Below are 19,936 nucleotides of genomic sequence, written 5' to 3'. Positions count from 1 at the left end.
AGGGTCCAAATCCGCGGCGACCGGATTCGCGCCTCGCGTGACGCCCCGCAGGTGGGGTGGCTCGGCGCAGGTCAAGGGTGGCACGCACCCGCGGCTCCCCGCGAGGCGTTAACAGTAGGGTCTTCTTGACCGAAGCCCTCTCTCCCCGCCCCTCTTCCCTACTCCTTCCCCTCCCCCGACTCCCGCCTCTTCCCCGCCCGCACCCCCGGCCCCGCCACCTACGCCCGCACCGTCACCAACCGCGTGAACTCGGACAACAGGTCATACCCGTCCCACAGCTCCGAGAACGTCAACGCCGACCCGAACGGCACGACCCGGTCGATCCCCCGCCCCGCGAGGTCGTGGGCCAGCCGCTCCAACTCGCCCTGCCCGAACCCGAACACCGACAGCGTCTGGTCCTTCCGCCGCACCATCGGCACCAGCGCGTCCAGCGACGGCAGCGTGGCCAGCGGGAACGTCCCCGCCCCCAACCACTCGCGCGGCACGTCCCCGGCCGAGGTCAGCTCCAGCGTCGCCACCGCGTTGCCGTCGAACCGGATCGACCGCGCATGTCCGTCCGCCGCCACCCCGTACGCCGAGACCCGCTTCTGCACGGCCATGGCGGGCTCCACCACGTGCCCCTTGTCCGCCAGCACCTCGCCCAGCAGCGCCAGGAACTCCTCGCGCCCCTGCTCCGCCCCCGCCGCGTCCCCGACCCAGAACAACGCCCGCGGCGAAGCACAGGCGGCCTGGTCGAACCAGTACGAGTCGTTGTAGAACCCGACCGCCGCCTCCCTCCGCTCCCGGACCGAGGCGGCCTCCCAGCCGGCCACCGAGATCGCCGCGAACGAGGCCCGGTCGGGGAAGGTCACGTCCCGGGCGTGCGGCGCCAACGGCATCCGGCGCACCTCGGTCACCGCCCGGTCCCCACCCCAGATCACCCGCAGGTCGCACGCGGCCGACAACGCCGCCGTCACCGCGTCGTCCCGGTCGTAGGTCACCATCACCTGGGTCTGCGCCACCACCGGGTCCGCCGAGGCCAGCGCCTCGTTCAGCGCGTCCACCACCGCCGAGGCGGCACCGGCGGACCGGGGCGAGATCCGCACCACGTTCCGGTTGCCCGCCAACGCCGACAACGCCCACGAGTACACGAAGATCGTGTCCACGTTGGCCGGTGGCACGTGGAACACCAGCCCGCGCGGGAACCTCAGCACCCCCGCCTTCTCCGGCGCGGCGAGCACCTTCGCGATCTCCCCGCGCCGCAGGAAGAACCCCAGCGAAGCCAACTCCGGGAACCTCCGGGCGGTCGCCGGCGCCAGCAGCTTCCGCGCGAACGCCACCAGGAAGTCGACGACCCTCTCGTCGCCCACCCGCAGCGGGGCTGCCACCGCCTCCGCCGACAACCCGGCCACCAGCTCGTCGACCGACACGTCCGGCCCGGCCGGGAACCTCCGCCGCACGCTCACGCCACCGCTCCCGAGAACGTGTCCGAGCACCCGCGCGCCTCGGCCCGGGGCAGCCGACCCAGCACCGAGAACCTCTTCCCCGGCCAGTCCCCGTCGTCGATCCCGTGCACCACACCGAGGTCCTCGGTCAGCAGCACGTGGCCCGGGTACGAGCGCGGCAACGTCGAGATCACCTCGATCACGCCGGGCCTGCCCACCGGCTGCTCCTGCCACGTGTCCGGGTCGCGGATGATCACGTCGGCGAACTCGGGGCAGTACAACGAGTTCCCGGACGGCCCCTCCAGGAACACGGTGCCGATCTGCTCGATCATCCCGTAGTAGTTGTAGATCCGCGTCAGCCCCGTGTCGGCCGCGAACCGCCGCCGGAACTCCGCGTTGTCCACCGCGATGTCGACGAGCTTCTTCCACCCGCCCGAGTGGATCAGGATCCCGTTGGACAGGTCCAGCGAGTGCTCGCGCGCGACCTCGTACAGGTACTGCCACACCATGAACGTGAACCCGAAGACCAGGAACGGTTCCGACCCGTACTTCTCCAGGAACCCCTTCACCGCGTCGACGTCCGGCCGGTCGTTCTCGTCCAGCGCGTACACGTGGTTGCGCCCGAAGTTCGCCATCCCCAGCACGCCCGCCCCGCGCGCCGAGAACGAGCGCCGGTTCTTGATGATGCCGACGGTGTCCACCATCAGCATCGGAAGTCGTTTGCCGCCGAGCACTTCACGCAGCGTCGCGCCGAGCTGCCGGGGCTGCACGGCGGCGGCTTCCTTGTCCAGGTAGATCCGCGACGCCCCGGCGCCGGTCGTCCCCGACGACGTCAGCACCTTGAACACCTCGTCGTCCGGGATGCTCTTCAGGTCGTGCGTCTTGAACATCCGCACCGGCAGCCACGGCAGGTCCGCCATCGAGTCGAACGACGTCGGCGTGCCCAGCGACGACAGGATCCGGTCGTACGGCTCGCACCGCTCGCGGTGGTGCGCGGTCAGCTCGGTCAGCTCGGCGAGCAGCGCGGTCTCCCGCTCGGCCTGCGGTCGGGCGAAGACGCTCATACCTGTGCCTCCAGGGACCGGTAGTCGATCTTTCCACTGGGCAGCAGCGGGAACCCGTCGACCGGCCGCACGTCGAACCCCGTCACGTGCAGGTGCAGCGCCTCCGCCAACACCTTCGCCGCCGCCCGGCACCCGTCCCGCGAAGCCTGGTCCAGCCACACCACGACCTTGTCGCCCGCCGGCACCGCCGCCGCCGCACCGAGGTGCTTCACCAGCTCCTCCAGGTCGTCCAGGCTGACCCGGTTGCCGAACACCTTGCCGATCCGCTTGAGCCGCCCCGTGATGAACAGGTAGCCGTCCTCGTCCAGGTAGCCCAGGTCACCGGTCGCCAGGACGCCGCCCACGACGTCCCCGGCCGCCAGCTCCGCCTCGGACTCCGCGTAGCCCATCATCACGTTCGGACCGCGGTAGACGACCTCCCCGGTGACTCCCGGCTCGACGACCTCCGACCCGTCCTCGGTCCGCACCGAGAACGAACCGCCGGGCAGCGCCGGACCCGCCGACCCGAGCTTCTCCACCAACCGGCCGGCGGGCACGGTCGCCATCCGCGGCGCCGCCTCGGTCTGCCCGTACATCACGAACATCCGGCCGCCGACCGCCGTGATCCGGTCGTTGAACTCGGCGACCAGCTCGACCCGCAGCTTCCCGCCCGCCTGCGTCAGCGTCCGCAGCGTCGGGTACTTGGCCGGGTCGAACCGCATCCGCCGCAACATCTCGTAGTGGTACGGCACGCCCGCCAGCGACGTCGCCCCGTACTCGGTGACCGCGTCCCAGAACGGCCGGGCCACCACACCGGAGCCCTCCAGCAGCACCGTCGCCCCGCGCAGCAGGTGGCTGTTCAGCACGGACATCCCGTAGCTGTAGTGCAGCGGCAGGCTGGTGGGCGCGACCTCGTCCGGCCCGATCCCGAGCACGTCCGCGATCGCCGAGGCGTTGGCCAGCAACGCCCGCCGCGACAACCGGACGAACTTCGGGTTGCCGGTGGACCCGCTGGTGGGCAGCAGGACCGCCAGGTCCCGGTGCGGCACGACGCCTTCCGCGCTGTCCCGGACCCAGCCGTCCGACCCGGCGGCGGCGTAGCCGGGAGCGACGTCGTCCACCGCGACCCCGAACACCGCGGCCGGCCGGAACCGGGCCACCAGGTCGTCCAGCACATCGCGGTCCTGGGCCGGATCCAGCAACGCCACCGCGCGCCCGGCCTCGAACGCGCCGAGGTAGCGCAGCACGCTCGACAGGTCCAGCCCGACCCGCAGGAACACCACGCCCGGCGGCAGAGCCGTGAACTCCGCTGCCGTCCCGGCGACGCGACCGGCCAGGTCGGCCCCTCCGAGCAACTCGCCCGAAGCGGCGTCCCGCAACCGTGCCGCGGGGTGCAGCAGCGAGGTGGGAAGCAGTGGCGTCTCGAAGTGCGGCGTGGGGTGCGGCGGAGTCACAGCACCAGACCCCCGTCGATCCCCAGCACCTGCCCGGTGACGAACGACGCGTCGTCGCCGACCAGGAACCGGATCACGGCAGCCACCTCCTCGGGCGTGCCCAACCGCCCCAGCGCCGTGTCCGCCTGGACCTTCGCCAGCACCTCGTCGGACTGCTCCGCGATCAGGTCCGTGCGGATCACGCCGGGCGCGACCGCGTTGACCCGGATCCCGTGCCGCCCCAGCTCCTTGGCGGCCGACTTCGCGGTGGCGGACAGCGCCGCCTTGGACGCCGCGTACACCGTCTGACCGGCGTTGCCGCGCTCGCCGACGATCGAGCCCAGCAGCACGATCGACCCGGACCGCTTGCGCATCATGGCCCGCGCCGCCGCCTGCACGCACGCGATGGTCCCGGCGACGTTCGTGGCCAACGTGGTGCCGACGTGGTCGTCGGTGAGCATCCCGATCAGCCCGCCTTCCAGCACACCCGCACTGGCCACCAGCACGTCGATCCGGCCGTGCTCCTTGGCGACGGCCTTGAACACGTCCTTCACCGCCGCCGAGTCCGTCACGTCCAACGCGACCCCGGACACCCGCGACCCCAGTTCGGCGGCCCGCTCGGCGACCACCCCGGCATCGCGCCCGGTGATCACCACCGTCGCGCCCGACGAGGCCAGCGCGGCGGCCGTGGCGAACCCGATGCCGCGCGTGCCGCCGGTGACGACCGCGACCCTGCCGTCGAAACTACTCACCGACGCCGAGGCCCCGCAGCATGTCGCCCGCGACCTTGAAGCTGCTCATGTCGATGACCTGCTCGGTCTCGAACTGCACGTCGAACTCGTCCTCGATCGCCGCGACCAGCGCCATGTGGCCGACCGAGTCCCACGCGTCGATGTCGCGGTACTTGAGGTTCTCCACGTCCACGTCGCCGTCGAGCTGGAGGGCGTCGACGAAGACGTCACGGAGGCGGTCGTTAAGCGACATGCTGCTCTCAATCTCTCGGCTCGAAAACCGTGGTCAGTGCTGGGGACCGCGGGCCGCCCACGCCTTGAGCAGGCCGGCCAGCTCCTCGGGCAGGTCGCCGGCGATCGCGGTGTCCTTCCCGGTCAGGAAACCCGTCAGGGCCGCGATCGATTCCTCGGAGCACCCGCGCCGCTGGAGGCCGATGGTGTTGACGCCGGTCGTGCGGGCCGGGTTGCCCACCGTGATGGTGAACGCACCCACCTCCTTGCGCACCGCCGAACCCATGCCGACCATCGCGCCCGGACCGATCCGCACCCGCTGGTGCACGACCGTGCCCAGGCCCAGGTTCGCGCCCGACCAGACGTGGCAGTGCCCGGCGATCTGCACCGCGCTGGTGACGATCACCCCGTCGTCCAGCCGGCAGTCGTGGGCCACGTGCGCCCGGCCCATCAGGTAGCAGTCGTCGCCGATCGTGGTCGGCTCGGTCACGCCCTGGTTGACCGTGACGAACTCGCGGATCCGGTTGCGGTCGCCGATCACCACGCCGGGGCCGCCGGTCTCGCCGTCCCAGCCCGCCAGGTGCTCCGCGCCCAGGTACTCGGCCGGGCCGCCGATGCTCACGTGCGGGCCGATGTAGTTGCCGTCACCGATCCGGGCGGGCCCGGCGATCACCGTGTACGGGCCGACCACGTTGTCGTCGCCGAGCTCGACCTCCGCGCCGATGATCGCGGTCTGGTGAATGCGGTTCGCCACCTGCTGTCCCTGCCCCGTGGATGATGGTGTCACCCACGTCACCAGCGGTTACGCCGGGCGGGGGTCGGTGCCCCACTGTACCGGAGGTGGTCTCACCCGGCCCGGAGCACGTCCAGCCCGAGGAACGGCCGCAGCGCCCGCGGGACGACGACCGAGCCGTCCGCCTGCTGGTGGTTCTCCAGGATGGCGACGATCCACCGGGTGGTGGCCAGCGTGCCGTTCAGGGTGGCGGCGATCTGCGGCCTGCCGTTCTCGTCCCGGTAGCGCACGTTGAGCCGGCGCGCCTGGAACGTGGTGCAGTTCGACGTCGAGGTCAGCTCCCGGTACGCCCGCTGCGTCGGGATCCACGCCTCGCAGTCGAACTTCCGCGCCGCCGACGTGCCGAGGTCGCCGGCCGCCGTGTCGATCACCCGGTAGGGCACCTCGATCTTGGCCAGCATCTCCTCTTCCCAGGCCAGCAGCTTCGCGTGCTCGGCCTCGGCGTCCTCCGGGCGGACGTAGGAGAACATCTCCACCTTGTTGAACTGGTGGACCCGGATGATGCCGCGGGTGTCCTTGCCGTACGAGCCGGCCTCCCGGCGGTAGCACGACGACCAGCCCGCGTACCGGCGCTCACCGTCGAGGATCTCGTCCGCGTGGTAGCCCGCCAGCGGCACCTCCGACGTGCCGACCAGGTACAGGTCGTCGTCCTTGAGCCGGTAGACCTCACTGGCGTGCGCACCGAGGAACCCGGTCCCGGCCATGATCTCCGGCCGGACCAGCGTCGGCGTGACCATCAGCGTGAACCCGGCCCGGGTCGCCTGCGCGACGGCCATGTTCAGCAACGCCAGCTCCAGCTGCGCCACCACGCCGGTCAGGAAGTAGAACCGCGAGCCCGACACCTTCGCGCCGCGCTCCATGTCGATGCCGCGCAGCCGCGTGCCCAGGTCCAGGTGGTCCAGCGGCTCGAAGTCGAACTCGCGCGGCTCGCCCACGTGCTTGAGCACCACGAAGTCGTCCTCGCCGCCGTGCGGCGCGTCCGGGTGCACCACGTTCGGCACGGCTCGGTGCAGCTCCTCCAGCGCGGCCTCGGCCTGCGACTGCTCCGCCTCGGCGGCCTTGACCTCGGCGGCCAGCTCCTTGCCCTTGGCCAGCAGCGCGTCCCGCTCCTCGCCGCGGGCCCGGCCGACCTGCTTGCCGAACGCCTTCTGCTCGCCCCGCAGCCCGTCGGCGCGCGCCACCGCCGCCCGCCGCCGTTCGTCGGCGGACAGCAGCGCGTCGACCACGGCTTCGTCCTCGCCACGCGCGCGCTGCGACGCGCGGACGGCTTCCGGGTTCTCGCGCAAGGCTTTGAGGTCAATCACGAGGCAGGAGGGTAGTCCTCGGCCGGAAACGGATCGAACGCGTGTACCCGCTACCATCGCCGGCATTCCCGTGCGACCGAGTCGTGGAGGACCGCGAGTGCGCATCGCCATCGCCTATGACTGTCTCTTCCCCTGGTCGAAGGGCGGCGGTGAACGCCTCTACCGCAGGTTCGCCGAGGAGTGGGCCGCCGCCGGCCACGAGGTCACCTACCTGACCCGGCAGCAGTGGGACGGCGAACCGCCGACCCTGGACGGGATCACGATCAAGGTGCTCAGCACCGACCGCGAGCTGTACGACGCCAACGGCGCGCGCACCCTCGGCCCGGCGCTGAAGTACGGCAAGGGGCTGTTCGCCCACCTGGTCCGCCACCGCCGGGCCTACGACGCGGTGTTCGTCTCGGCGCTGCCCTCCACCAACCTGCTGGCCGTGCGCGCCGCGCTGGTCGGCACGAAGGTCGCGGTCGGCACGGACTGGCTGGAGGTGTGGCGGCCGGACCAGTGGCGGCAGTACTCCGGGCCGGTGGTCGGCCGGGTCGCGAGCACCCTGCAGTGGGTCGCCGCCCGGCTGAGCCCGCTGTCCACCTGCCACTCGCAGCTCACCGCCCGTCGGCTGCACGCGGGCGGGCTGCGCGCGCGGGCGCTGGTCAGCCCCGGCCTGATCGACCCGGTGGGCGAGGTGGAGCCGGTGCTGGAGGCCGCCACGCCGCCGAACGCGGTGTACGTCGGCCGGCACATCCCGGACAAGCGGGTCGAGTCGCTGCCCGCCGCGATCGCCCACGCGCGCACCCTGGTCCCCGACCTCACCGCGACCATCTTCGGCGATGGCCCGTCCCGCGCCGCCGTGCTCGCCGAGATCGACCGGCTGGGCCTGCGGGACGTCATCAGCACCCCCGGCTTCGTGGGCCAGGAGGAGCTGGACGCCGGTATCCGCGACGCCGCGTGCCTGGTCAACCCCTCCGCCCGGGAGGGCTACGGCCTGGTGGTGGTGGAGTCCGCCGCCGCCGGCACCCCGACCGTGCTGGTCGACGGCGACGACAACGCGGCCGTCGAACTGGTGGAGGACGGCGTGAACGGCCGGCTGGCCGCGTCCACCGCGCCCGAGCAGCTCGGCGGCACCATCGCCGAGGTCGTGTCGGCGGGCGACCCGCTGCGCAAGACCACCCACGAGTGGTACGCCCGGGTGAGCCGGACCAACACCGTGCAGGCCACCGCCCGGCAGATCCTGGCGCGGCTGGTGGAGGCGGCACGGTAACTGCGGGTGACGGACCTACCATGGGCCGCGTGCCCCTCCACATCGCCGTCGACCTGGTCTTCTTCACCGGACGCAAGGGCGGCTCGGAAAGCTACGTGCGCGGCATGTTCCCGGCCATGGCCGCCGCGCACGACGACCTGCGGTTCGTCGGCATCGGCAACCGGGAGCTGGCGGAGAACCCGCCGGACTGGTTCCCCGGCGAGATCGTGCCGCTGCCGGTGTCCGGCGAGAACCGGGTGACCTGGGCGCTGGCCGAGGCGTTCGCGGTGGCCGTCCAGGCCCGCCGGATCAAGGCGGACCTGCTGCACTGCCCGTCGAACTTCGGCCCCTCGGTGCGGCTGCTGCCGACCCTGGTGTCGATCCTGGACGTGCTGCCGATCAAGCACCCGGAGTGGGTGCCCGGCGGTCGCGCGCGCGGTGTGCAGCTGCTCAGCCGCGCCACCGCGCGGGCCGCGACCCGCATCCACACCATCAGCGAGGCCTCCGCCGACGACATCGTCAAGCTGCTCGGCCGCCCCCGGTCCGACATCGACATGATCTACCTGGGCGCCGACCCGGTCGACCTGCCGCCGCGCGCGGAGCGCACCGGCCGCCCCTACGTGCTCGCGGGCGGCAACCGGATGCCGCACAAGAACCACGCGCGGCTGCTGGAGGCGTGGACGCTCATCCCGGAGGTCGAGCGCCCCCGGCTGGTCGTCACGGGCAGTCACGGCGACGACCCGCTGACGCCGCTGGTGCGGCAGCTCGGCCTGGAGGACGACGTCGAGCTGCGCGGCTGGGTCACCGCCGAGGAGCTGGCCGGCCTGTACGAGGGCGCGAGCGCGTTCGCGTTCCCCACCCTGTTCGAGGGCTTCGGCCTGCCCGTGGTGGAGGCCATGGTGCGCGGCTGCCCGGTGATCGGCTCGGACCTGCCGGTGCTGCGCGAGGTCGGCGGCGACGACATGGTCTACGTCGACCCGTACGACACCCGGTCCATCGCGGACGCCGTGCGCCGGGTGGTCTCCGACCCCGCGCTGCGCGAGTCGCTGTCCGCCGCGGGCCTCAAGTGCGCGACCCGGTTCACCTGGCAGCGCACCGCCGACGCGCACGCCGAGGTGTACCGCGAGATGGTCCGGAACCGATGAGCTCGGGCGCCCGCCGCGAGGGCCTGATCGTCCTCGTCGCCAGCTTCGCGGGCCACGCCGGGAACTACCTGTTCTACCTGATCGCCGCGCGGATGGTGACGCCGCCGGAGTTCGCCGCCATCTCCGCGCTGATCGCGTTCGGCACCATCGTGTCGATGGCCGTCAACGGCATCCAGGTCGCCACCGCGCGCGACGTCGCGGTGCTGCGCACCTCCGGCACCCCGGCCGAGCTGTCCGGCTACCTGCGCCGGCTGGGTCGGCGGATGGGCCTGGTCAGCCTGGCGATCGCGGTCGTGCTGTCCGGTCTGTCGCCGCTGCTGGCCGACCGGCTCAACATCGGTGCGGCGCGGCCCGTGGTGTTCGCCGCGGTGTGGGTCGCGACGACCGCCCTGCTGCTGGTGGTCACCGGCGTCGCGCAGGGCACCGAGCGGTTCCGGTACGTGGCGTTCGCGCTGGCCGGTCCGCTGGGCGCGCTGCGGCCCGTCCTGCTGCCGCTGTTCGTGCTGGTCGCGGGTATGTCCGGGAGCATGCTCGCGATGCTCGCGGCCACCCTGGTCGGGCTGGCCGTGATGGCGCCCCCGGTGGTGCGGGACATGAAGGTGCCGCCGGTCGCGCCGCCGCCGATGCCCAGCACCATCGTGACGATGATCGGCCTGCTGGCGTTCTCGTCGCTGACCAACGTCGACCTGCTGGTGGCGCAGGCGATGCTGCCGGAGATCGAACGCGCCCACTACGCGGGGGCCGTGCTGCTGGGCAAGGTGGCGCTGTTCGCGCCGTCCGCGCTGGCGATGGTGCTGCTGCCGAGGGCGGCTGCGGCGCTGGAGCGCGGCGAACGCGCGGACGGCCTGGTGCTCAAGACGATGGCGCTGACCGCGGCTGGCGGGCTCGCCGTGGCGCTCGGCCTGTGGCTGGTGCCCACGGCGCTGCTGACCGGCACGTTCGGCCCCGCCTACGGCGAGTCGAAGCCGCTGCTGGCGCCGCTGGCGCTGGTGATGACGGCGGCGGCGGTGCTGTGGGTGCACCTGATGTTCGCCATCGCCAAGAAGAGCACGCGGATGGTCGTCGGCCTGGTGGGGACGGCGGTCGCGCACTGGGCGCTGCTGGCGTTCCTGCACGACTCGGCGCAGCACATCGTCGTCGCGTCCGCCGTCGCCATCGGCAGCGCCCTGCTGGCCATCGAGTTCGTGTCCGGTGACGGCGTGCTGCGCATGGTGCTCAACGCCCGCAGAGCCGGCCGCGAAACGCCCGCCACCACGTCACCCGCCTGACTTCGGCGGTCATCCCGGAACGGCGGAACGCCCCGGTGGCCGTGGCCGCCGGGGCGTTCTCGCGTTCGGGTTCGGGCGTCCTGCCCGGGTGTTCCGCCCCGGAGTCCGGATCCGGGTCGGTTCAGGAGTTCGGGCGGGCGGCCAGGATCCACACGTTGCGCCGCCAGCCGGGCAGCCACGTCGCGGCCACCAGCGGGGCGGGCCGGCGCTTGGCCGGGAGCAGGCCGGAGATGATGCTGGAACCCGGCATCACCGACTCGTAGGACACCGTCTTGACGTCGAAGCCCTGGTCGGCGAACAGCCGGCGCATCGAGATCCGGGTCCACGGCCGGCGGTGCGTGTAGTCGTTCCACGACCAGCGCTGGGCGTCCGGGGAGGACGCGAACACCCGGCCGCCCGGCTTGAGCACCCGGTGCACTTCCTTCACCAGGGACACCGGGTCGAGCAGGTGTTCCAACACGTCCTTGAGCACCACGCCGTCGAACTCGCGGTCACCGACCGGCAGTTCTTCCTCCAGGTCGGCGAGGCGGACGTCGATCCCCTGTTCCTTCGCCTTGTCGACGGTCGACTGGAAGTTGTCCAGCCCGACGTAGTCGGGGAAGAACTCCGAGAGCCAGGCCGTGCCGCACCCCACGTCGAGAATGCGCGAGCCGGGCCGGAAGTGCCTCACGACGTCGTTGTAGTAACCGGGTTTCGCGTGCCACTCGTGGTAACCCACACTTAACACCATTCTTCGCGAAAGCTTGGGAGGGACTAGTCCTCGCCGATCTTGGTGAGGCTCAGGGTGAAGCTGACGCTGATCATCTGGAACCCGGACACGATGAACACCATCCCCAGGATGGGCACGCGCACGGTGTCCACGACGTCCAGCGCACCGAACCCGGTCGCGCCCCAGCTGAGCAGCGCTCCGACGAAGCACCCTACGCCGATCAGGATCAGCAGTCCGCCGATCCACAGACCCCGTTCCAGCGACGCCCGCGCCACCCGCAGGATGGCCCGCCCCGAGGGCGGCGGCAGCAGTCCCAGGTGGGAGGCGTAGGAGCGGGCGATGACGGCCAGCCCGACGCCTTGCAGGCCGACCACGAACATGGTCGCGAAGCCGAGCATGCTCTGCAGGCCGAAGCCGACCCCGCCGACCTCCTGCGGGCCGAACGACAGCCAGAGCAGGCCGAGCAGGCCGACGCCCACCAGCAGCAGCGACGGGTAGTAGAGCAGCCACCGCGGGCTGAACGCGAGCAGGAACCGCAGGTGCCGCCACCCGTCCCGCCAGGTCCGCAGGTGCGGGGCGCGGCTGCGGCCGTCCGGGCGCAGCGTGGTCGGCACCTCGGCGATCCTGCGGTGGTTGAGCGCCGAGCGCACCACCATCTCGCTGGCGAACTCCATGCCGGACGTGCGCAGCCCGAGTTCCAGCATCCGGTCGCGGCGGAACGCCCGCATGCCGCAGTGGAAGTCGCCCACCGGGATGCGGAAGAACAGCTTGCCCAGCCGGGACAGCACCGGGTTGCCCAGGTAGCGGTGCAGGAACGGCATGGCGCCGGGCGCGATGCCGCCCTGGAACCGGTTGCCCATCACCAGGTCGTTGCCCTCGCGCAGCGATGTGACGAAGGCCCCGATGTCCTCCAGCGCGTAGCTGTCGTCGGCGTCGGCCATCAGCACGTACTCGCCCTCGGCGGCCTCGATGCCCGCCATCAGGGCGGCGCCGTAGCCGCGGCGCGGCACGTCGACCACGCGCGCGCCGTTGGCGCGGGCGATGTCCTGCGAGCCGTCGGTGGAGCCGTTGTCGGCCACGATCACCTCGCCGACGACGCCCAACTCCTCCAGGGAGCGCTTCGCCTTGCGGACGCAGGTCTCCAGCGTCTCGGCCTCGTTGAGGCACGGCAGGACGATCGACAGCTCCAGCACACCCGTGTGCGCCTCGGACGAAATGTCCGAAGACCGGTTCGACAGAGTCATACTGCGCGTGCTCCCCCTGGTGGGCCTGCATTTGGCTCGTTCTTGCACTGCGGAACCGCTGCGACCGGGCTCCCCCAGCCACCCGTCCGGGGTTCGACTCCGAGACCGGGCCAGCCTCGCACAGACTACGCGGCCGTGACGAATCGCTCACCGGCGGTGTGCTTCGCGAACCTCGCCGCCACCTCTTATTCGCCTGTCGCCCGAATGGCACCGACAATGCGAACCGGCCGCCCGCTCCACCAGGAACAGGCGACCGGTGTGAGCCGGGTCACGGTCAGGAGATGGCGACCGCGACCACCAGGCCGAGCGCCACGTGGGCGCTGGCGACCACGACGCTGGCGGGCGCGAACCGGTCCGACTCGATCAGCGAGCCGATGTCCAGCCGGGTCACCCACTCCAGCAGGCGGACCGCCAGCACCTGCACCACGATGCCCACGAACCCGAAGATCAGCGCGGACAGCAGGCCCTCGTCCAGCTTGCCCGCCGAGCTGTAGATCGCCACCACGACGATCAGCGCCATGCTCACCAGGCCCGCCGAGGTCACGATGACCGCGTTCGGCGCGCCGGACCGCACCAGGGTCGACAGCTTGCCGGGGGTCGTCCAGTCGATGGCGTAGAAGCCCACGACCATCAGCACGAGGCCGACCACGGCGTACAGGGCGATCGCGCCGACGCCCCGGCCGATCGCGGAGCCGAAGCCCGGGTCCAACGCGAGTTCGCTGATCACTGCCACTCCATTCATTCGACAATCCGATGCGGGACGAACGCCGCGCCATCGTCGGTCACCAGGCCGACCGTCTCGCGGATGCCGAGCCCGGCCGCCGCGTCGCCGACCACCCACGCGCCCAGGGCGGGCCGGTAGCCGTCGAACTCCGGCAGCGGGTCGAACAGCTGGTAGACGAAGCCTTCCTTGCCGTACACGCCGCCGGTCTGCGTCTCGTACCCCGGCGCCACGATCTGGATGTTCGCGCCCTCCCGGCCCAGCCGGGGCTTGCGCACGTACTCGGTGAGCAGGCCGGGCTCGTCCAGGAACGCGGGCAGCAGGTTCGGGTGGCCGGGGTACATCTCCCACAGCACCGCCAGCAGCGCCTTGTTGGAGAGCAGCATCTTCCACAGCGGCTCGACCCACAGCGTGCCCGGCAGGCTCTCCACCGCGAAGCGGCCGAACTGCTCGTCGACCACCCACTCCCAGGGGTACAGCTTCACGACCGTGCCCATCGGCGCCTCTTCGAGGTCGACGAACCGCTTGAGCAGCGCGTCCCAGCCGATCTCCTCGATCGCCAGGCCGACCGTGTTCATGCCCGCCTCGGCCGCCGTCTCCTGGAGGTAGGCCACCGTGACGTGGTCCTCACCCGACGGGTCGGCCGCGGACCAGGTGAAGTGCAGCTCGTTGGACGGCAGCCGCTCGCCCAGCTCCGCCCACCGCTCGACCAGCTTCTCGTGGATCGAGTTCCACTGGTCGTCGTCCGGGTAGGCGTCGGTCTTCCAGTTCCACTGGACGACCGACGCCTCCAGCAGCGACGTGGGCGTGTCCGCGTTGTACTCCAGCATCTTCGCCGGCCCGCGACCGTCGTAGCGCAGGTCGAACCGCCCGTAGACGTGCGGGTCGCGGCGCTTCCACGACTCGGCGATGGCGGGCCACAGCCACTCCTGGATGCCGAAGTCCCGGAACCGCTCGGTGAGCACCACGTTGTCGACCGCTTCCAGGCACATGTTGTGCAGCAGCTCGACGTCCGCTTCGAGCGAGAGGATGTCGCTCATCTCGAACACGTAGTGCGCCGACTCGTCCCAGTACGGGCGCGGGCTGCCGTCGACGGCCCTGGCCGGGGCGCCGAACACGAGGCCCTGGTCGGACACCGTGCGCTGCCAGTTCGGCCGGGGCGTGGAGGACTCCCGGCGCACTCAGCTGCCCCCGCTCTTGCTGCCGCCGGAGACGCCGAAGCCGCCGCGCTGGACCGTCGTGCCGGACTTGGTGGTGACGTTCGCGCCCTTGGGGATGGTGTAGCTGCCGCCGCTGACCTTCTGCCCGACGGGCACGCTGGAGCCGCCGTAGTGGTAGCGGTAGGAGCTGCCGCCGATGTAGATGAAGCCGCCGCTGGTGTACCCGCCGTGGGACCGCGCGTAGCTGTCGTCGCAGTACTTGTCGTCGACCACGACGCCGTCCTGCGTGCACTGGGCTTCGACGTCGTCCGGGCTGGACGCGGCGTACCAGATGGCGACCACGCCCACCACGCCGACGGCGACGCCGCCGCCGATCAGCAGCCGCTTGCGCTGCTTCCGCTTGCGGGCCTGCTCGGCCTCCAGGGCCAGCTCCGCCTCGCGCTGCTGCTCGAGGGCCTGCGTCCGGGCGCGCTGCTCGGCCAGTGTCGGCGGCCGGGCCTGCGTCACGCCCGGCTGCTGCTGCCGGATCTGGCCGCGCTTGCCACCCGGCTGCCCCGGCTGCCCACCCGGCTGCTGCCCGCCCGGTTGCCCCGGCTGCTGTCCACCCGGTTGTCCGGGCGCAGGCGAGTGCCCCCGCACGCCCTGCGGGGGTGTGCCCGGTCCGGGCGTGCCCTCCGGCGGCGTGGGCGGCACGTACGGCGGCGGGGTCGCACCCCCGCCTGCCTGCGGTGTCGGTCCACCGGGCGCGGCGTTGCCCGCGGTCCGGTCGTTGCGGTCGTTCCGGTCGTTCTCAGTCATCAGCCACTCCCGGCGGGGACGGTACAGAGATCGGCCGCCATATGGGTGACGAGTGTCCCAAAAGCAACACAGTCCACCCGCCCGATTGGTTACGGGGTCGGCACAGGCATCATGGAGTAGATGTCGATGAGCGCCCGTTGGTTTCGTCGTGGTGACCACATGGTCATGCTCGGCGCGTTCGTCGGTGCGTTCCTGCTGCTCGCGCTGAGCACTTTCACGTCCTGGCCGGTCGGCGCCGGTCCACCCGGACAGAGTGCCACGGAGGCCGTGAACCCGGTGTACGTCTCCCAGGCAGGCGACTGCCTGAACTGGACCAGGCGCAACCTGTCCGATGTGACGAAGGTCGACTGTGCGGCACAACACATGTTCGAGGTCACCGGTGTGGTCGACATCGGCTCGGCGTACGGCCCGGAGGCGCCGTTCCCGACCGACGAGCAGTGGCAGAAGATCAGCGAGGAGCACTGCGCGAAGACGTCGCTGGACTACCTGAAGGGCAAGTTCGACCCGTTCGGCAAGTACACGGTCGGCCCGCTCAACCCCGGTGAACGCCTGTGGGCGGAGGGTCAGCGGACCTTGCGCTGCGGGCTCCAGGTGGCGGGTCCGGCCGGTGGCCTGCTGCCCGCCTACGGCACCGCGCGCACCCAGGACCAGTCGGACGTGTACGACCCCGGCGTGTGCCTGGGCATCACCGAGGCGAAGGGCGTCGGTGACCCGGTGGAGTGCACGAAGCCGCACACGTTCGAGATCGTCGGCGTGGTGACGCTGCCGGCGGGCGACTTCCCCGCGCTGGAGAAGCAGGACCAGATCATGTCCGGCGAGTGCGTGCGGATCGCCGCCGAGTACAGCGGCGGGATGGACTTCAAGGCGCAGGGCCTGATCGTGACGTGGGACACCAGGGCGCCGGAGAGCTGGGCGGCCGGTTCCCATCGGGCGAACTGCAAGGTGGGCGCGATCCCCGCCGCGGACAACAGCCTGACCTCGTGGGACCGCAGCGTCCGCAACCCGAACGCCCCGCCGCTGACCACGTCCAACCCGCCCCAGACGACGGCCGTGCAGCAGGACGAGCCGACCGGGGCGCCCCTGCACTCCAGCTCCAGTTCCAGTTCGAGCACCAGCTCGGCCACGACGTCGGCCTCGGACAAGCCGTCCACGTCGTCGGCCGCGCCGACCACGACCTCGCGGTGACCGGCGCCCTCGTCTGGGGGCCGACCATCCCGAAGCCGACGTTCTCTGCGGCGACCGTCTTTGTGGCGACCGTCTCCGTCAGCCCCACCCGAGTTCGTGCAGCCGGTGGTCGGAGATGCCGAAGTGGTGACCCACCTCGTGGACCACGGTCGTGGCGATCTCCTCGACCAGTTCGTCCTCCGAGCGGCAGTACCGCAGCAGCGGCCCCATGTAGATGAAGATGTGGTCGGGCAGACCCCCGGCGTAGTCGGAGGTGCGGCGGGTCAGCGAAACGCCCTGGTAGAGCCCGAGCAGGTCCGGGGCGTCCGGCGGGGGCTCGTCCTCCACCAGGACGACGACGTTGCTCATGGCCTGCGTCAACTCCGGCGGGATGAGGTCGAGGGCGTCGGCGACGTGCTCCTCGAACTCACGGCGGGTCATCTCCACGTTCCCCAGTGTGCCCGCCGGAGGCGATCAAGCGGGGTCGACCGCTCTCAGCCGTGCGCGAACCCGTCGAACCCGACGGGCCGAACCGCGGCGGCGCGGCGTCCGCCGAAGATCACCGAGCGCTAGACGATCGCGTCCACCCCGGTCCACGACGTGCAAGTCCAGCCCGCCCCGGAGTCCTCCAGCACCACCCGCCCGGTGTTCGGCAGCAGGCCCGCCTCGGCCAGCGCGGGCTGCACGTTCCGGGCCAGCGCCAGCGCCGCCATCCGCACCGAGCCGCCGTGGCTGACCAGCACGAACGTGTCGTCCGGCGCATGGCGCGCGGCCACCTTGTCCACCGCCGCGACGAACCGGTCGATCACCCGGCGCCCGCTCTCCCCGCCGGGGATCGCCAGGTCCAGGTCGCCCTCCGCCCACGACCGCACGGTCGTCAGGAAGATCTCGAACGCCTCCCGGTCGTGCCGCCCCTCCAGGTCGCCGCAGAAGATCTCCTGCACGCCTTCCAGCACTTCGACTTCCAGCCCGAACGCCGCCGCCACCGGCGCGGCGGTCTGCTGCGCCCGCACGGCGGTGCTCGCGTACACCGCGGCCACCGACTCGTCGGCGGCCAACGACGACGCCAGCGCCGCCGCCTGGGCCACGCCCGCCTCGGTCAGCGGCGGACCCGGCGGCAGCGAGTCCAGCGCCATCTTCAGGTTCGACGCGGTCTCCCCGTGCCGCACCAGGATCAGCTTCACGCCCCCAGCCCCTCCCGAACCGACGCCACCCACTCGGCGGCGGCCACGAACTCCTCGTCCCCCGCCGGCGCGCGGCCCGCCTCGGCCTTGGGGTACGACCCCAGGAACCGGGTGTCCGGGCAGTGCCGGCGCAACGCCGCCAGCGCGTCACCGACCCGCGGCTCGGCGACGTGGCCGTCCAGGTCGACGTAGAACCGGTACTCGCCGAGCCGGCCCTTGGTGGGCCGTGACTCGATGCGGGTCAGGTTGATCCGGCGCAGCGCCAGCTCGGTCAGCAGCTCGGACAGCGCGCCCACCCGGTCGGTCGCGGTGACCACGACGGACGTGCGGTCGTGGCCGGTCGGAGCGGGCAGCCGACCCGGTCGGCGGAGCAGCAGGAAGCGCGTCTTGGCGTCGCGCACGTCGGCCACGTCGGTGGCCAGCACGTCCAGCGGGTAGTGCTGCACGGCCACGGGTGCGCTCACCGCGGCGTCGAACTCGCCGGCCAGCACCGCGCGCGCGGCGGCCGCGGTGGAGGTCGTGGCGACGGCCGTGGCGGACGGCAGGTTGGCCTCGATCCAGTGCCGCACCTGGGCGAGGGCGTGCGGGTGGCTGGCGATGGTCTTCGGGTCGGACACGCCGGGGCGCACCAGGACGCTGAACCGCACCGCCAGCACCGTCTCGGCGACCACGACCAGCGGCGCGCCCTCGGTCAGCGCGTCCATGGTGGCGGGCACCGCGCCTTCCACCGAGTTCTCCACCGGCACGCAGGACGCGTCGGTCTCGCCGTTCCGGGTCGCGGCCAGGGCGGCGGGCACCGTGTCGAACGGGACCAGGTCGTCCGGGGTGCCGTAGGCCGCGGAGAAGGCGCGCGCGGCCTGCTCGGTGAACGTTCCCCGTGGTCCGAAGTAGGCGAGCACGCCGCAACGATACGAGCACCACGTCCGGCGCCCTCCGTTGAGGCGAGGATCACCCGCCCCGCGGGGGCCCGCCCCCGTTCCACCGGACCCCTGTGTCCTGGAATGCTTGCGGGTGTGTCCGCCGATACGGAGGGTGAGATCAACGCTCCGGTAGCTGTTCCGCGTCTGGTGCTCTGCGCTGTCGACGAGCTGCTCGCGACAGCGTGGTCGGGCGTCGCCGACGGCCGGGACGGTGTCGAGGTGCACCGGGGTTCGGTGCTCGACATCGTGGCCGAGGCCGTGGTGAGCCCGGCGAATTCCTCGGGATGGATGCGCGGCGGGATCGACGCCGTGTACGCCCGCGCGTTCCCCAACGTCGAGGCGCACGTGCGCAGCGCGATCCTCGCCCTGCACGGCGGGGAGCTGCCGGTCGGCGAGGCGCTGGTGGTGCCCACCGGCGAGGTCCAGCCGGAATGGCTGATCAGCGCGCCGACCATGCGCCGAGCCGGGGAGCACCTGCCCTCGGACACCGTGCACCCGTACCTCGCGGCGCGTGCCGTGCTGCGGTTGTGGCGGGACGGGCGGCTGGACGACGGCCGCCCGCTGCGCGAGGTGATCCGCACGGTGGCGATGCCGGGTCTGGGCACGGGTGTGGGCGGGGTCGCCCCGGAGACCTGCGCCCGACAGGTCGCGGCCGCGTGGGACGAGGTGTTCAGCTCGCTGCCCCGCCGATGATCGACCTGCCGATGGTCGCTACCTGGATCGCCGTCCGGCTGACGAGATCCAGGCAGCTGAATCGCACCCGGATATATGGCGCCCAGATGAACGGACCCCAGATGAACGGGCTACAGATGAATGGCCCACAGCTGATCGCCCGACAGCCGGAACGGCCGTAACCCAGATCACACCGGTTGTGCACAAGTCTGTGGACAAGCTGGGTAGAGCCTGTGGACAACTACCTCGGCGCGATCCATCGTTCGAGGTCGAGCTCATCGGTGATGGGGATGCCGTAATCCCCGACCGAGGGGATCTCCGGCTTGAGCCGGCGGGACTCCCGGACCGCGTCGGGCCGCAGCGCGGTGAGCCGGAACCCGCGCCGCTGGTAGAACCGCAGCGCGTCGAGGTTGTCGTTGGTGATGGTCAGCCGGACGCGGGAGCAGCCGAGCTGGCGGGCGCGCTGGACGGCCGCGTCGACCAGGGAGCTGCCCACGCCCCTGCCTCTTCGCAACGCGTCGACGGTGACGATCTCCAGCAACCCGTCGGTGGCGGCGTAGGTGAGCAGGCCGACGATCTGGTCCTGGTGCTCCACCAGGAAGCCGGGCAGGCTGGCCGGGAAGAACACCTGGCCGTGGGCGACGGCTGTGTGGGCGCCCCACAGTTCCAGCACCAGTCGGCCGACGACGATCCGGTCGGCTTCCTCGATCACGCGTACGAGCATGCCTTGCACTGTCTTGGCGTCCGTGTTCGGCCGGTAC

21 protein-coding genes are annotated in these 19,936 nt (G+C 71.8%); 5 read left to right on the top strand and 16 right to left on the bottom strand.

Annotated features, from left to right (window positions below; genetic code table 11):
- Positions 1 to 218: 218 nt before the first annotated feature.
- The 7 genes from FHS29_RS26880 to serS all read right to left on the bottom strand — a co-directional run bounded on the left by FHS29_RS26880 (position 219) and on the right by serS (position 6,959).
- A complete protein-coding gene (locus FHS29_RS26880; RefSeq protein WP_184695209.1) occupies positions 219 to 1,445 on the bottom strand; it encodes an acyl-CoA reductase in 1,227 nt (408 codons plus the stop codon).
- Positions 1,442 to 2,488: a LuxE/PaaK family acyltransferase gene (locus tag FHS29_RS26875; protein ID WP_184695207.1), complete on the bottom strand. Its 1,047-nt coding sequence runs from the start codon at positions 2,486 to 2,488 to the stop codon at positions 1,442 to 1,444. The genes FHS29_RS26880 and FHS29_RS26875 overlap by 4 nt, the downstream gene beginning before the upstream one ends.
- Positions 2,485 to 3,921 (bottom strand): AMP-binding protein, encoded by a 1,437-nt coding sequence (locus tag FHS29_RS26870; protein WP_312865114.1) that lies wholly within the window; start codon positions 3,919 to 3,921, stop codon positions 2,485 to 2,487. Before FHS29_RS26870 ends, FHS29_RS26875 begins: the two co-directional genes overlap by 4 nt.
- Complete coding sequence (locus FHS29_RS26865) at positions 3,918 to 4,652, bottom strand: SDR family NAD(P)-dependent oxidoreductase (protein ID WP_184695205.1); 735 nt, start codon at positions 4,650 to 4,652, stop codon at positions 3,918 to 3,920. The genes FHS29_RS26870 and FHS29_RS26865 overlap by 4 nt, the downstream gene beginning before the upstream one ends.
- A complete protein-coding gene (locus FHS29_RS26860; protein WP_184695203.1) occupies positions 4,645 to 4,884 on the bottom strand; it encodes an acyl carrier protein in 240 nt (79 codons plus the stop codon). The genes FHS29_RS26865 and FHS29_RS26860 overlap by 8 nt, the downstream gene beginning before the upstream one ends.
- A gap of 33 nt (positions 4,885 to 4,917) precedes the next feature.
- Positions 4,918 to 5,616 carry an acyl-ACP--UDP-N-acetylglucosamine O-acyltransferase family protein gene (locus FHS29_RS26855; RefSeq protein WP_184695201.1) on the bottom strand — a complete coding sequence of 233 codons (699 nt, stop codon included), beginning with the start codon at positions 5,614 to 5,616 and terminating at the stop codon, positions 4,918 to 4,920.
- A gap of 92 nt (positions 5,617 to 5,708) precedes the next feature.
- Positions 5,709 to 6,959: a serine--tRNA ligase gene (gene serS / locus FHS29_RS26850; RefSeq protein ID WP_184695199.1), complete on the bottom strand. Its 1,251-nt coding sequence runs from the start codon at positions 6,957 to 6,959 to the stop codon at positions 5,709 to 5,711.
- A 97-nt stretch (positions 6,960 to 7,056) separates the two neighbouring features.
- Here serS and FHS29_RS26845 point away from each other — a divergent pair, with 97 nt between their 5' ends.
- From FHS29_RS26845 to FHS29_RS26835, 3 genes are read left to right on the top strand one after another with little or no spacing between them, the layout of a single operon-like run.
- Positions 7,057 to 8,211 carry a glycosyltransferase family 4 protein gene (locus tag FHS29_RS26845; protein WP_184695197.1) on the top strand — a complete coding sequence of 385 codons (1,155 nt, stop codon included), beginning with the start codon at positions 7,057 to 7,059 and terminating at the stop codon, positions 8,209 to 8,211.
- A gap of 29 nt (positions 8,212 to 8,240) precedes the next feature.
- On the top strand, positions 8,241 to 9,335 hold the full coding sequence (locus FHS29_RS26840) for a glycosyltransferase family 4 protein (RefSeq protein WP_184695175.1): 1,095 nt from the start codon (positions 8,241 to 8,243) through the stop codon (positions 9,333 to 9,335).
- Positions 9,332 to 10,603 carry an MATE family efflux transporter gene (locus FHS29_RS26835; RefSeq protein ID WP_184695173.1) on the top strand — a complete coding sequence of 424 codons (1,272 nt, stop codon included), beginning with the start codon at positions 9,332 to 9,334 and terminating at the stop codon, positions 10,601 to 10,603. The genes FHS29_RS26840 and FHS29_RS26835 overlap by 4 nt, the downstream gene beginning before the upstream one ends.
- A 121-nt stretch (positions 10,604 to 10,724) precedes the next feature.
- Here FHS29_RS26835 and FHS29_RS26830 read toward each other — a convergent pair whose 3' ends face one another.
- The 5 genes from FHS29_RS26830 to FHS29_RS38295 form a co-directional block, all read right to left on the bottom strand.
- A complete protein-coding gene (locus tag FHS29_RS26830; RefSeq protein WP_184695171.1) occupies positions 10,725 to 11,321 on the bottom strand; it encodes a class I SAM-dependent methyltransferase in 597 nt (198 codons plus the stop codon).
- Between the two features lie 35 nt (positions 11,322 to 11,356).
- On the bottom strand, positions 11,357 to 12,556 hold the full coding sequence (locus FHS29_RS26825) for a glycosyltransferase family 2 protein (RefSeq protein ID WP_184695169.1): 1,200 nt from the start codon (positions 12,554 to 12,556) through the stop codon (positions 11,357 to 11,359).
- Between the two features lie 274 nt (positions 12,557 to 12,830).
- A complete protein-coding gene (locus FHS29_RS26820) occupies positions 12,831 to 13,283 on the bottom strand; it encodes a DUF350 domain-containing protein (RefSeq protein ID WP_184695167.1) in 453 nt (150 codons plus the stop codon).
- An 11-nt stretch (positions 13,284 to 13,294) separates the two neighbouring features.
- Positions 13,295 to 14,458, bottom strand: a complete 1,164-nt coding sequence (locus FHS29_RS26815) for a glutathionylspermidine synthase family protein (RefSeq protein ID WP_184695165.1) — start codon at positions 14,456 to 14,458, stop codon at positions 13,295 to 13,297.
- Positions 14,459 to 15,235: a cell envelope integrity TolA family protein gene (locus tag FHS29_RS38295; protein WP_312865113.1), complete on the bottom strand. Its 777-nt coding sequence runs from the start codon at positions 15,233 to 15,235 to the stop codon at positions 14,459 to 14,461.
- Between the two features lie 126 nt (positions 15,236 to 15,361).
- On the opposite strand from FHS29_RS38295, the gene FHS29_RS26805 reads away from it, so the two are divergent.
- Entirely contained in the window at positions 15,362 to 16,420 is a 1,059-nt protein-coding gene (locus FHS29_RS26805; RefSeq protein ID WP_246440871.1) for a septum formation family protein, read from the top strand.
- A 78-nt stretch (positions 16,421 to 16,498) separates the two neighbouring features.
- Here the strand turns inward: FHS29_RS26805 and FHS29_RS26800 are convergent, their stop codons facing one another.
- From FHS29_RS26800 to pheA, 3 genes are all read right to left on the bottom strand, one after another.
- Positions 16,499 to 16,840 (bottom strand): metallopeptidase family protein, encoded by a 342-nt coding sequence (locus FHS29_RS26800; protein WP_184695163.1) that lies wholly within the window; start codon positions 16,838 to 16,840, stop codon positions 16,499 to 16,501.
- Between the two features lie 128 nt (positions 16,841 to 16,968).
- On the bottom strand, positions 16,969 to 17,583 hold the full coding sequence (locus FHS29_RS26795; RefSeq protein WP_184695161.1) for a histidine phosphatase family protein: 615 nt from the start codon (positions 17,581 to 17,583) through the stop codon (positions 16,969 to 16,971).
- A complete protein-coding gene (gene pheA, locus FHS29_RS26790) occupies positions 17,580 to 18,482 on the bottom strand; it encodes a prephenate dehydratase (RefSeq protein WP_184695159.1) in 903 nt (300 codons plus the stop codon). Before pheA ends, FHS29_RS26795 begins: the two co-directional genes overlap by 4 nt.
- A 102-nt stretch (positions 18,483 to 18,584) precedes the next feature.
- Here pheA and FHS29_RS26785 point away from each other — a divergent pair, with 102 nt between their 5' ends.
- Positions 18,585 to 19,196, top strand: coding sequence for a macro domain-containing protein (locus FHS29_RS26785; RefSeq protein ID WP_221456645.1), 612 nt, complete (start codon positions 18,585 to 18,587; stop codon positions 19,194 to 19,196).
- 220 nt (positions 19,197 to 19,416) lie between these two features.
- Here the strand turns inward: FHS29_RS26785 and FHS29_RS26780 are convergent, their stop codons facing one another.
- Positions 19,417 to 19,899 carry a GNAT family N-acetyltransferase gene (locus FHS29_RS26780; protein ID WP_184695155.1) on the bottom strand — a complete coding sequence of 161 codons (483 nt, stop codon included), beginning with the start codon at positions 19,897 to 19,899 and terminating at the stop codon, positions 19,417 to 19,419.
- Between the last annotated feature and the right edge of the window lie 37 nt (positions 19,900 to 19,936).

The sequence above is a fragment of the Saccharothrix tamanrassetensis genome, from assembly GCF_014203665.1.
Lineage (GTDB): Bacteria > Actinomycetota > Actinomycetes > Mycobacteriales > Pseudonocardiaceae > Actinosynnema > Actinosynnema tamanrassetense.
Note: the sequence above shows the minus strand (reverse complement) of the source record. Positions and strands in the feature narration are given on the sequence as shown.

What these genes read in the sequence shown, in the direction of transcription:
- FHS29_RS26875 (WP_184695207.1), bottom strand. Translation starts at nt 2,488, where the DNA reads ATGAGCGTCTTCGCCCGACCGCAGGCCGAGCGGGAGACCGCGCTGCTC.
- FHS29_RS26860 (WP_184695203.1), bottom strand. Translation starts at nt 4,884, where the DNA reads ATGTCGCTTAACGACCGCCTCCGTGACGTCTTCGTCGACGCCCTCCAG.
- FHS29_RS26835 (WP_184695173.1), top strand. Translation starts at nt 9,332, where the DNA reads ATGAGCTCGGGCGCCCGCCGCGAGGGCCTGATCGTCCTCGTCGCCAGC.
- FHS29_RS26825 (WP_184695169.1), bottom strand. Translation starts at nt 12,556, where the DNA reads ATGACTCTGTCGAACCGGTCTTCGGACATTTCGTCCGAGGCGCACACG.
- FHS29_RS38295 (WP_312865113.1), bottom strand. Translation starts at nt 15,235, where the DNA reads ATGACTGAGAACGACCGGAACGACCGCAACGACCGGACCGCGGGCAAC.
- FHS29_RS26805 (WP_246440871.1), top strand. Translation starts at nt 15,362, where the DNA reads ATGAGCGCCCGTTGGTTTCGTCGTGGTGACCACATGGTCATGCTCGGC.
- FHS29_RS26800 (WP_184695163.1), bottom strand. Translation starts at nt 16,840, where the DNA reads ATGACCCGCCGTGAGTTCGAGGAGCACGTCGCCGACGCCCTCGACCTC.
- FHS29_RS26785 (WP_221456645.1), top strand. Translation starts at nt 18,585, where the DNA reads ATGCTTGCGGGTGTGTCCGCCGATACGGAGGGTGAGATCAACGCTCCG.
- FHS29_RS26780 (WP_184695155.1), bottom strand. Translation starts at nt 19,899, where the DNA reads ATGCTCGTACGCGTGATCGAGGAAGCCGACCGGATCGTCGTCGGCCGA.